At 61.8% G+C, this 11711-nt stretch carries 12 protein-coding genes; 4 read left to right on the top strand and 8 right to left on the bottom strand.

The window, feature by feature from the left end:
• Window positions 1–130: 130 nt before the first annotated feature.
• The 6 genes from ACWUKX_RS27335 to ACWUKX_RS27310 all read right to left on the bottom strand — a co-directional run bounded on the left by ACWUKX_RS27335 (window position 131) and on the right by ACWUKX_RS27310 (window position 6441).
• Complete coding sequence (locus ACWUKX_RS27335) at window positions 131–925, bottom strand: SDR family oxidoreductase (protein WP_456009818.1); 795 nt, start codon at window positions 923–925, stop codon at window positions 131–133.
• 27 nt (window positions 926–952) lie between these two features.
• Entirely contained in the window at window positions 953–1954 is a 1002-nt protein-coding gene (gene iolG, locus ACWUKX_RS27330; RefSeq protein ID WP_287330863.1) for an inositol 2-dehydrogenase, read from the bottom strand.
• 129 nt (window positions 1955–2083) lie between these two features.
• Window positions 2084–2851, bottom strand: coding sequence for an ATP-binding cassette domain-containing protein (locus ACWUKX_RS27325; protein WP_029347391.1), 768 nt, complete (start codon window positions 2849–2851; stop codon window positions 2084–2086).
• Between the two features lie 2 nt (window positions 2852–2853).
• Window positions 2854–3930, bottom strand: a complete 1077-nt coding sequence (locus ACWUKX_RS27320; protein WP_065011676.1) for an ABC transporter permease — start codon at window positions 3928–3930, stop codon at window positions 2854–2856.
• A gap of 156 nt (window positions 3931–4086) precedes the next feature.
• Window positions 4087–5028 (bottom strand): sugar ABC transporter substrate-binding protein, encoded by a 942-nt coding sequence (locus ACWUKX_RS27315; RefSeq protein ID WP_456009817.1) that lies wholly within the window; start codon window positions 5026–5028, stop codon window positions 4087–4089.
• Window positions 5029–5409: 381 nt separating this feature from the next.
• Window positions 5410–6441 (bottom strand): LacI family DNA-binding transcriptional regulator, encoded by a 1032-nt coding sequence (locus ACWUKX_RS27310; RefSeq protein ID WP_456009816.1) that lies wholly within the window; start codon window positions 6439–6441, stop codon window positions 5410–5412.
• A 173-nt stretch (window positions 6442–6614) separates the two neighbouring features.
• Between ACWUKX_RS27310 and ACWUKX_RS27305 the strand changes: the two genes are divergently transcribed.
• The 3 genes from ACWUKX_RS27305 (at window position 6615) to ACWUKX_RS27295 (ending at window position 9327) form a co-directional block, all read left to right on the top strand.
• A complete protein-coding gene (locus ACWUKX_RS27305; RefSeq protein ID WP_456009814.1) occupies window positions 6615–7712 on the top strand; it encodes a fatty acid desaturase family protein in 1098 nt (365 codons plus the stop codon).
• A 65-nt stretch (window positions 7713–7777) separates the two neighbouring features.
• Window positions 7778–8092 carry a MocE family 2Fe-2S type ferredoxin gene (locus ACWUKX_RS27300; protein WP_455839705.1) on the top strand — a complete coding sequence of 105 codons (315 nt, stop codon included), beginning with the start codon at window positions 7778–7780 and terminating at the stop codon, window positions 8090–8092.
• 5 nt (window positions 8093–8097) lie between these two features.
• A complete protein-coding gene (locus ACWUKX_RS27295; protein WP_456009813.1) occupies window positions 8098–9327 on the top strand; it encodes an NAD(P)/FAD-dependent oxidoreductase in 1230 nt (409 codons plus the stop codon).
• Between the two features lie 72 nt (window positions 9328–9399).
• On the opposite strand, the gene ACWUKX_RS27290 is transcribed toward ACWUKX_RS27295, so the two are convergent.
• Together ACWUKX_RS27290 and ACWUKX_RS27285 are read right to left on the bottom strand one after the other, a co-directional pair.
• Window positions 9400–10119 carry an SDR family oxidoreductase gene (locus ACWUKX_RS27290; protein ID WP_455839703.1) on the bottom strand — a complete coding sequence of 240 codons (720 nt, stop codon included), beginning with the start codon at window positions 10117–10119 and terminating at the stop codon, window positions 9400–9402.
• A gap of 12 nt (window positions 10120–10131) precedes the next feature.
• On the bottom strand, window positions 10132–10566 hold the full coding sequence (locus ACWUKX_RS27285) for a DUF4437 domain-containing protein (RefSeq protein ID WP_456009812.1): 435 nt from the start codon (window positions 10564–10566) through the stop codon (window positions 10132–10134).
• A 14-nt stretch (window positions 10567–10580) separates the two neighbouring features.
• On the opposite strand from ACWUKX_RS27285, the gene ACWUKX_RS27280 reads away from it, so the two are divergent.
• The gene (locus tag ACWUKX_RS27280; RefSeq protein WP_456009844.1) at window positions 10581–11648 is read left to right on the top strand and encodes an AraC family transcriptional regulator; all 1068 of its coding nucleotides are present in this window, start codon (window positions 10581–10583) and stop codon (window positions 11646–11648) included.
• Window positions 11649–11711 lie beyond the last annotated feature (63 nt).

Genomic DNA, 11711 nt, shown 5'->3' with positions numbered 1-11711 from the left:
TCCAATCTTCAGATCGAGCGCAATCCTCCCGCCGCCAGCGAGCTGCCGTAGCTAAAGTACCAGAACGAGGCGGTCAGGTGGATCATGCCAGCCCTATAGCCGAAGCCGGGGCGCTTGTCACGCCCTGATGCTACTCTGCGCCCGCTCCGGCAACGTTCTGGTCGTAATCGACCAGCGATCCGGTCATGACGCCCGACTGCGGGCTGACCATATAGCTGATCAGCCGGGCAAGCTGGTCCGGCTTCACCAACTGGCCCATCGGCTGCGCGGCCTCGGCCTTTTCCAGCCAGTCGTCGGGTGCCGCGTGCCATTTCTTCTGCACGATGTCCTCGCCCTCGGTGTCCATCCAGCCAGGCAGCACCGCGTTGCAGCGGATGCGATTGCTGCGATAGGCGTTGGCGACATTCTTGGTCAGCGTCATGAGAGCGCCCTTGCTCGACGAATAGGGCGTCAGGAACGACTGGCCGCAATGCGCCGACATCGACAGCACGTTGACAATCGAGCCAGGCGCCTTGCGGTCGAGCAGGTGCGCCACCAGACCCTGCATCAGGAAGAAGGGGCCGCGCACATTGGTCTGGAAGATCTGGTCGAATGTTTCCTCGGAGGTCTCGACCAGTGATCCGCGGGCCGAGGTGGCGGCGGCGTTGACCAGCGCGTTGACGGTGCCGAAATGAGCGATCGCCGTTTCGACGGCCCGCTTGCAGTCGGCCACTTGGGCGACATCGGCGCTGATGAAAATCGCGTCGACGCCCGACTTCTTGAGGGTGGCGACGGCCTTGTCGCCCTTCTCCTGCGAGCGTCCGATTAGCGCCAACGCCCGGCAGCCCTCATCGGCCAGCGCCTCGGCGACGGCGAAGCCGATGCCTTGCGCGCCGCCGGTGACGAGGGCGCGTGTTTCGGAATTGCGACCGGCGGAACCGTTCATCGCCTTGCTCCTGTGCTTGATGTTGCTTCAGATGGTCTTGTCGAGGCGGACGGTCTTGCCGTCCCTGGCCGATTTTAGCGCCGCGTCCGCCAGCCGCAGCGCGACGAGCCCATCCTTGCCGCTCGGTGCGGCCTTGTTGCCTGAAGTCGCCGCCGCGATGAAGGCGGCGATCTCGTTGGCATAGGCGTCGAGGTAGCGGGTCATGAAGAAGTCGTGCAGCGGCGGGCGCGTATAGCCTTTCTCATTGGCCAGTTCGATCGACACCGGCCGCTGGTTCTCGGCCGCGACCATGCCTTTCGAGCCATGCACCTCGATGCGCTGGTCGTAGCCATAGGTGGCGCGCCGCGAATTGGAGATGATGCACTGCTTGCCGGAGGCGGTTTCGAGGATGACGCTGACGCTGTCGAAATCGCCGGCCTCGCCGATTTGTCTGTCGACCAGCACCGAGGCATGGGCGCTGACCGCCACCGGCTCCTCGCCGAGCAGGAAGCGCGCCATGTCGAAATCATGGATGGTCATGTCGCGGAAGATCCCGCCCGAGCGGCCGATATAGTCGAGCGGCGGCGGGCCGGGATCGCGCGACGTGATGGTCACCATCTCGACGGTGCCGATGGCACCGTCGTCGATCGCCTTGCGCACGGCGGCGAAATGCGGATCGAAGCGGCGGTTGAAGCCGACCATCAAAGTGGCGCCGGCCTTGTCGACCACGGCCAGGCATTCTTCCACTCTGCCGGCGTCGAGGTCGATCGGCTTCTCGCAGAAGATTGCCTTGCCGGCCTTGGCGAACTGCTCAATCAGATCGGCATGGGTGTCGGTCGGCGTGCAGATGATGACCGCATCGATATCCCCGGCTTTTTCGATTGCCTCGATAGTGCGTACTTCTGCGCCATAGGCCGACGCCAGCTCCGTCGCCGCCTTCTCGAAGGCATCGGCAACTGCGACCAGTCTGGCCTGCGGATTGGAACCGACGGCACGGGCGTGGACCTTGCCGATGCGGCCTGCACCAAGAAGAGCGAAGCGGAGAGACATGGGATTTCCTTTGAGGATTGTTCGAAATGGAAGTGCGTCTTTACTGCACCGTTCACGGCAAGGCGCAGTAGATTTTCTTATTGCAGTTGCTCGGCGACGGGCCGATGACCCGCCGCGCCGGCATTCGCCTTAGGCCGCAAGTTCTGCCTCCCCGGTCTTGGCGCCGGTGATGTATGAGACGACGTCGTTGCCGTCGGTGTCCTGCTTGCGCAGATTGGCGACGATGCGGCCGCGTCGGAAGACGACGATGCGGTCGACCAGATCAAACACCTGGCGCATGTTGTGACTGATCAGGATCAGCGGCTCGCCATTGGCTTTCAGCGTGCGGATGATGTTTTCGACCTGCATCGTCTCCTGCACACCAAGTGCTGCCGTCGGCTCGTCCATGATGATGAGCTTGGACGCAAAAGTCGCGGTTCTGGCGATTGCCACGCACTGGCGCTGGCCGCCCGACATGTGGCGGATGGTGTTGGAAAGGTTGGGAATCTTGACCGCCGTGCGGATCAGCGCTGCCTCGGTCGCCTTACGCATGAACTTGCGATCGAGGATCGAGAACGGCCCGAGATTGAAAAGCACCTTTTCGCGGCCGAGAAACAGGTTCGACGGCACGTCGAGATCGTCGGCGAGCGCAAGGTTCTGGAACACCGTTTCGATGCCCGCCTCGCGCGCGGCGATCGGGCCGGCGAAGTTCACTTCCTTGCCGTCGAACCAGACCTTGCCGCTGGTGCGCTGCTCGACGGCCGTGATCTGGCGCACGAAGGTCGATTTGCCGGCGCCGTTGTCGCCCATGATGGCGACATGCTCGCCCTTGCGCAGTTCGAAGTTCGCGCCTTCGAGCGCATGCACGCCGCCATAGTATTTGGTCAGGTTTTCGGTCTTCAGGACGATGTCTGACATGATCAAGCCCTCATTGCCCGCAGGCGCTGGCGCCACTGATCGAGAACGACTGCGCCGATGATGATCACACCCTTGACCATCTCCTGGTAGTAGGCGTCGAGGCGCAGGAAGGTGAAGCCGGAGATGATGACGCCGAAGATCAGCGCACCTATCACCGTTCCGATGATCGAGCCGCGGCCGCCAGACAGCGAGACGCCGCCGATGACCGCCATGGCGATCGCGTCTAGCTCGTACATCACGCCCATGCCGGCCTGAGCGGTGAGGTTCTTGGAGCTCAGCACCACGGCAGCAAGCGAGGCAAGGATGCCGGCAATGACGAAGACGAGGATCTTGTGGTTCTGGACATTTATGCCGGACATGCGGGCGGCGTCCTCGTTGGAGCCGATGGCATAACAGTGCTTGCCGTACCTGGTGTATGACAGGATCAGCTGGAACAAAATCGCCAGCGATATGAAGATGATGACCGGCATCAGCCCCTTGCCGATGGCGGCGAAACTTTCGGTGGGAAACGAGATCGGCTGCCCCTTGGACCACCATTTGGCGACGCCGCGCGCGGTGACCATCATGCCAAGCGTGGCGATGAACGGCGGAATGCGGGTGTAGGCGACCAGCGTGCCGTTGATCAGGCCCGCCAGCAGCCCGCAGCCGATCGCGACAAGCACCGGCACGATCACCGGCAGGTCGGTCCAGCCCTGCTCGATGAACATCGCCTTGGGGTTAGGGTTGCCGTTGACCGTCGCCACCTGGGCGAAGCTCATGGCGATCATCGCCGTGGCGCCGACGACCGAACCAGAGGAAAGATCGATGCCGCCGGAAATGATCACTTGCGTCACGCCGATGGCGATGATGCCGACGATCGATACCTGCAGGATGATGATCTGCAGGCGCGCCTCGTTGAAGATCGTATCGACATTGGCGCGGGTGTTGAACAGGAAGCTGTCGCCAAGAAAGACGCGGCCTATCAGCTCGAAGGCGCCGACGAGGATGATGAGCGCCAGGAAAACGTTGAATTCGGCAGGCCATGTGCGCTTCTTCGCATCATAGCTGAGTCCGCCGACGCCATGGGTTGTCTGTGCCAAATCTTGATCCTCCATCAGCCGCAGTCGCCCTCCCGCCGGCTGTTTCGGCGATAAGGGAAAGGAGGAGCGGCGCCTTTTTGTTTTTTCGACATCGGATTCTCAAACCGGTCCGATGCTCTGCCGCGCCGCTCCCTATCGAAAAACGGGTCCTCTGCCTCAGTTCTTCTGCAGGAACTTCTCGATGTTTGCCGGCGTGACCAGCTGGAAGGGGATGTAGACCTTCTGTTCAACCGCCTCGCCCTTGGAAAGCTTGAGCGCCGCGTCCAGCGCCCCGGCACCCTGGCCGGCCGCATCCTGGAATACGGTGACGTCGAGATCGCCCGCCTGCATCGCGGCAAGCGCGTCCTGAGTGGCGTCCACGCCGCCGACGACAACCGACTTCATGTCGATGTTGGCAGCCTTCATGGCCTGGATCGCACCGATGGCGCTTTCGTCATTGTTGGCGATCACACCGTCGAACGGCTTGCCGGTCGACAGCCAGTTGGTCATTAGGTTCTGCGCTTCCTCGCGTTTCCAGTTCGACGTCTGCTTGTCGATGATCTTGATGAAGCTGCATTCCGGAGTGGCGATCACATCGTCAATGTCCTTGGTGCGCTGCACCGCGGCCTGGTTCGACAGCTCGCCCATGATCACGTAGACATTGGCCTCGGTCTTGCCGGCTTCCTTGAACAGGCGGCAGACTTCCTGGGTCTCGAGAGTGCCTGACTCAACCTCGTTCGAGGCGACGAAGGCCTGGTTGTCCGGCAGTGTGTCGACATTGACCGGCTCGCGGTTGACATAGACCAGCGGAACATTGGCCGCAGCGGCGGCGTCCGACATTGCCTGGGTGGCCGAGGTGTCGACCGGATTGACGATGATCGCGTCGACGCCCGAGGCGACAAAGTTCTTGATCTGGTCGAGTTGCTTGGCGACGTCGTTCTGCGCGTCCTCGACCTGCAGCTCCACGCCGTCCATGCCCTTGGCCTGCTCGATCATGCCGTTGCGCAGCACGGTGAGAAAATTGTCGTCGAACAGCGCCATTGACACGCCGATTTTGGCAGCGAGGGCGGACGAGCTCATCAGCGCCAACAATGCGGCGCCCAACAGCAGTTTCTTCATTTTATCTCTCCTCCACAGAATTGGTGTCCGGCTGCACCGATCTACCCGGAATCCCCGATCTCCAGGGGAATCTCTCCCGATTGCCATCTCCGTTCCCGATGGCGATTTCCGCGCTGGCTGGAACGCCAAGTCCTCTGCTTGAAACAGATGTTCCGGAACGAAAGAACCAAAATACCTATCTGGTGAAATATTTATTCCATTCCGCCTGCGGGCGTCAAGGAGATTCCGAAATCGGATGGCGGATTTTCGGACAACGCGGCTGAGCGCCGGCAAACCTTCTGCAAGAATCCATCAGGCTGATGGTTCACATCATTGCCGATGCATCGTGATGCCCGATCTGAACCTGGATGCATTGGCTGAGCCTAGATGTTTTGCCCGAATCTAGATGTTTTCCGGCAGATAGATGTCGAAGGGCAGGAAGGTCTGGCCCGGCGCGTTGGCAGCGCCTGCCTCGATGGCATGCGCCATCAGATCGACAAGCTCGCGGCATAGTGCTGCCAGCGGCGTCGAAATCACCATGGTCAGGATGTTGTCGGCGAGCGCCGCGCGCGACTCGGCGTTGATCTCATTGCAAACCACCACCGGCATATTTACGGGCCTCGCTGCCCTGAGCGCGGAAACCGCGCCTTCCATGCCGCCGCCGGCGACGTAGCAGCCGGCAAGATCCGGGTACCGCGCCAGAAGATCGATCATCGCATCATAGGTCACCTGGTTGGCTTCCAGGTTGACCAGCGTCTCCATCACCGTGAATTCCGGCGCATGCTCGCGGAAAAATGATCTGAAGCCGATCTCGCGTAGCTCATGGCCATGGAAGCGATGGCTGCCGACAAAAAGCGCTACCTTGCCAGGCTTCCTCGCCGCCCTGGCGATCATCCAGGCCGCGGTACGACCGACCTTGCGGTTGTCGAGGCCGACATAGCCCTCGCGGATGCCGGCGGCAAAGTCGGATAGCAGGGAGAAGACGGGTTGCCCCCTTGCCTTCAGGGTCTCGACGGCTGCCGTCAGCGTCGGATGGTCCGGACCGACAAGGGCGACCGCCCTGGATTTCGCCGCCAGCTTGCGCATCTGGGCGGCGATCTCGTCGGGGGCCAGCGAACTGGCGAAATCGATGGTTGTGACGCCGCGGAAGCGCTGCGATTGCGACACCGCCAGTTCGAGTTCCCGCGCGAAATCGCTGTAGAAAACATCATTGCCCCTCAGCAGCAGAAAGCCGAGCCGATATTCCGGCAGTTCCTGGCGCATCCGCTGCTTGATTAGCCCGGCGGCGTGGTAGCCGATGCTGGTGGCGGCCTCATAGACGCGGCGCGCGGTTTCCTCGCGCACCGGCAGGCGGTTGTTCAGCACCCGGTCAACGGTGGCGACGCTGACGCCGGAGGTGCGCGCCAGATCGGTGATGGTCGGCCGTTTTGCCATGGCTGTCTCTCCGCTTGCCAAATTGGTTTACATTATTCTGATGGAAAATGATAGAAACCATCTTTGTGATATTGAGCCTATCATGGCTTGGCGTTACTTCTAGGCTTCGAGGCCTGCAACCACGGCCTGGTCATTGACCGTGCGGATTGCAGGACGCTGGTGGAGGCACTCTCATGGACGCAATGTTGAACGCAGCACCGTCCCGGCGCGACTACAGCCTGATCGGCCGCGCCGTCGAGACCGGGCTGGCGGCGGCCGAATGGTATCATACCGACATCCCGCGCAAGCAGATGAAGGAGCTAATGCAGCGCTCCGACGGCCCGGCGATCCGCGACACCATCATCTGGCTCGCCGTCCTGATCCTTAGCGGCGCAGGCGGCGCCTGGTTCTGGGGTACCTGGTGGTGCGTGCCGTTCTTCTTCGTCTATGGAGTCCTTTACGGCTCTTCCACCGATTCCCGCTGGCACGAATGCGGTCACGGCACCGCGTTCAGGACGCAGTGGATGAACGACGTGATCTATCAGCTCGCCTGCTTTATGATCATGCGCAATCCGGTGACCTGGCGCTGGAGCCATACCCGGCATCACACCGATACGATCATCGTCGGCCGCGATCCAGAAATCGCGGTGATGCGCCCACCGGACCTGTTGCGCGTCGTGCTCAATTTCTTCGGCATTGTCGATGCCTGGCATGCCATGAGCGACATGGTGCGCAATGCGGCCGGCATCATCAGCCCGGCCGAAAAGACCTTCATTCCCGAGCAGGAGCAGCCAAAGGCTATCCGCATTGCCCGCATCTGGACCGCGATCTATGCCGCGACCATCGTGCTGGCAATTTATAGCGGGTCGTTCCTGCCCTTGATGCTGGTCGGTCTGCCCCGGCTTTACGGCGCCTGGCATCATGTCATGACCGGCCTGCTGCAGCATGGCGGCCTCGCCGAAAATGTCGTCGACCATCGCCTCAACAGCCGCACCGTCTACATGAACCCGATCAGCCGCTTCATCTACTGGAACATGAACTACCATGTCGAGCACCATATGTTCCCGATGGTGCCCTACCACGCGCTGCCCAGGCTGCACGAGATGATCAAGCACGACCTGCCAGCGCCGACGCAGTCGATCCTGGCCGGCTATCGCGAGATGGTGCCTGTCTTCCTGCGCCAGCTGCGCAATGAAGACTATTTCCTCAAGCGCGAACTGCCGCCGACCGCGAAGCCCTATCGCGAGGAATTTCACAACGACAACGATGCTGTCGCGGCAGCAGCGGAATGATATGCGCCCATGCCGAGCAACATGCCGGGCAAGCTGACCAAGCAAAATTCTGCCGGGGAGGACTGATGAGCGACTGGGTCGAAGCCTGCGATGCCGGAGACATCGACGAAGAGGACGTGATGCGGTTCGACCATGGCGGCCGCACCTTCGCCATCTATCGCAGCCCCGACGACGAATATTTCGCGACGGACGGTCTTTGCACGCATGAGAAGGTGCACCTGGCCGACGGGCTGGTGATGGACGACATCGTCGAATGCCCGAAGCACAATGGCCGCTTCAGCTACAAGACCGGGGCGGCGAGGGGTGCGCCGGTCTGCGTCAATCTCAGGACTTATCCGGTCAAGCTCGACGCCGGCAAAATCCTCATTCGGATCGGGTGACGGTGATGACGAAGGGGATGGTCATCATCGGTGCCGGCGAATGCGGTGGACGGGCTGCCTTGGCGCTGCGCGATCTCGGCTATGACGGGCCGGTGACGCTGGTCGGCGACGAGCCGCATCTGCCCTATGAGCGGCCGCCGCTGTCGAAAGACGCGATGGCCGGCGACGCGCCCGAGATCAAGGCGATCGCCAGCGATGAAATACTGGCCGAGAGGTCGATCCGGCATATCCATTCGGTTCAGGCGGTGGCGATCGATCGCGCCGCGCATCTCGTGCGCCTGTCGGATGGCTCGGTCCTGCCTTACGACAAGCTCTTGCTGGCGACCGGCTCAACCCCGCGTAAGCTGCCGATGCCGGGGCTTGGCGCGCGCTGCGTCTACCTCCGGACCTTCAATGACGCGCTGGCCATTCGCGCGCATCTCAGCGCCGGAAACCGTATCGCCATCGTCGGCGGCGGCTTCATCGGTCTTGAGCTCGCCGCCGCGGCACGCAGGCTGGGGGCCACGGTCACCGTCATCGAGGCGCAGCCGCGGATCCTGATGCGCGGCGTGCCGGCCGAGATCGCCAAAATCATCCACGAGGCGCATGAAGCCGAAGGCGTCAAAATCCTGTGCGGCGACGGCATCGCGGCGATCGCCGACGACGGCGCCGGGGTGCGCATCGCGCTTGCCGGCGGAAAGGACATCGTCGCAGACCTGGCAGTGATCGGCATCGGCGCCGTGCCGGTGACCGGACTTGCCGCGGAAGCGGGGCTGACGATCGACAACGGCATAGCTGTCGATGCCGAGCTTCGCACCAGCGATCCGGACATCTTCGCCGCCGGCGATTGCTGCTCGTTTCCGCTTGCCGTCTATGGCGGCCGGCGCGTGCGGCTGGAAGCCTGGCGGAACGCGCAGGAGCATGGCGCGCTTGCGGCCAGGAACATGCTTGGCGCCGGTGAAAGCCACGCGGCGGTGCCATGGTTCTGGTCGGATCAATACAGCCTGACCTTGCAGATATCAGGCCTGTCGGACGAGGGCAGCAAGGTTGTGCGCCGCGACCTCGACGATGGCGCCTTCATCCTGTTCCACCTCGCCGAGGACGGCAGGCTGGTCGCGGCGAGCGGCATCGGCCCAGGCAATTCGGTCGGCCGCGACATAAGGCTGGCCGAGATGCTGATCGCCAAGAGGGCAAAGCCGGCGCCTGAGGCGCTCGGCTCGCAAACGATCAAGCTGAAGTCGCTGCTGGCGGCGTGAGCCGCGGCGGGTTCCCCGAACTATTGGAAGAAATGACGGAACGCGCCCAGACGAAGGCACGCTCTGTCTTTGTCAGGCAATCAGCAGGCCTCCATCCACAACCAGAATTCCACCTGTCGTATATGGATTGCGCATTGCGAAGATAATCGCATCCGCCAAATCTTCCGGCTGTCCAAAGCGGCGAGCGGGCAGCGAGGTTTCAGCCCACTTGGCACTTTGCTCACGGCGTGCGCTGTTTATAGGCGTATCCACCAGCCCTGCCATGACCACGGTCACGCGAACGGGTGAAAGCTCCCTGGCAAGCGCCTTGCCGAAACCCGGAATGGAAGCACCTTCAGCGGCAAGAAGGGAGAACCCCATAGCGGGAGGGCGGACCGCCGCCGCGCCGCACATCATCACGATCGAGCCAGTGGGCGAAAGGCGATGCGCTGCAGCCTGCACGACTGTGAAGTAACCTCGCATCTTGTCGAAGCTGCGTTCGACATCCTCATCCGTCAGATCGGCGAGCGGCTTTGCCCGCGCCAGTTCGTCGGCGACTGCAGTGAGGACCAGATGGTCAATTGTGTCGTAATCGGCAAGGGCATTCGCGACGCCAACCGCATCGCGCATATCGGCTGCATGAAGCCGCACATGTCCCGGCATGCCTTCTGATGCGCGTTGGAGCTTCTCCATGGAGCGGGACATCATAACGACCTCCGCGCCGCGGGCCGCCACCTCCCAAGCCACGGCATGCCCGATTCCCGAGCTCGCGCCGACGACAACCACCCTCTGTCCTTCCAGGTCACGCTCCATGTTGATGTCCAGCTATCGGCTCTTGAAAAGAGTGGAATAAGGTTCGGTGTTGATAAGAAGGATCACGCACTGCTTTTCCGACATACAGGCATCGGCATGCATCTGGTCTGCCTTCTGGGTCCAATATGATCCGGGCTGCAGCTCGATGTATCGGCCCTCACCCGTTTCCGGCACCCAGTGGCTCCAGGTGCCCTCAATGACAATGCCCTGATAGTCTGCCGTATGTGCATGTATCGGTGCTTGCCATCCCCCCGGGACTTTCAGCAGCGTTCCAGCCGGACCCACATCGCGCTTGCCCCATAAGGGGCCCAGCCGGTGGGGCTGGTCAGGCATTTCCTCATAATACGGCACCTTCTCAACGGGCAGGTATGTATTCTCCAGGGCGTAAGTCTGAGACGGCAGGATAATAACCGCGGCTACCGCCGCCACGAGCTTTGGAAAAGACACTGACATCTCCCTCAATGTTGCCACGTTGCCACGAATCTACTGGCAGCAGAGAAGAGCCTATTGTGGAATGCCGGACGAACAATGATACTGCGTCCGAGATGTATGCTCGATCATCCAATTCTGCCGATCCTGTCGTCCATCTTCTTGGACAGTTCCTGCGTGATCTCAGGCCAGCGGAAGCGAGTTACTGCCGGGCCGAGGTAACGCGGCCTTGGGGCATCGGCCTGCAATTCCAAAAGGGAATTCGCTTCCATTTCGTCGCCGAAGGCAGCTGTTGGGTGCTTATCGAGGGGTCTGAACCAGAGCGGCTGGACCAGGGCGATGTCGTGCTCCTGCCACATGGCACCAAACATGTCATCGCCGACGACCCTGAGAGCGCGGTGACCGATCTCGCCCTCTTGGGGCCAAGACAGATATCCGGCACAAGCTATTCCCTCAACACCGGCGGCGGGGGTGCCCGATCCCTCATTTTCTGCTGCACCGTGGATTTCGAGGAACCGCTGGCCGATCGATTGATTGGGACCATGCCCGCAAAACTTGTGCTTCGGGAGGGACCGAACCGCACCCGATCTCTCGGCATGCTGCTGGAGGTAATGGCGGCGGAGATGGCGGAAGAAAGCGTCGGCTCGGCCACAATAATGGCCCGTCTGGCCGATGCGGCCATCAGCATCATTGTTCGCGATTGGGCCAGGGATAGCGATGATCATCGCCGAGGCTGGCTCGCTGCGCTGCGCGATCGAGGACTTGGCCCCGCCCTGCTCGGCATCCATACGAGACCGGGGGAAAACTGGTCTCTGGCCCGATTGGCGAGAACTGCGGCCATGTCGCGGTCGACCTTCGCCGAACGTTTTTCACATGTGCTTGGGGTATCGCCGGCCCGCTATGTGCTCGAATTCCGAATGCGCGAAGCAAAACGCCTGCTCCTTGACCCGAGCCTGACGATCCCAGCCATCGCCGCGCGCCTGGGATATGCTTCCGAAGCCGCTTTCAGCCGTGCCTTCAAGCGGACCACAGGAAACCCTCCTGGGCAACTTAGGCGCTTACGAACGGCTTCCGAAGTGAGGCGCGAACCCCGAGCCTAGAGCCTTTCGCATTTAGGTTGACTTGTATCCGGCGTTTTCGATGTAGTTTCGGCATTCCAGTGG

The organism is Mesorhizobium sp. f-mel (genome assembly GCF_053850215.1).
Note: the sequence above shows the minus strand (reverse complement) of the source record. Positions and strands in the feature narration are given on the sequence as shown.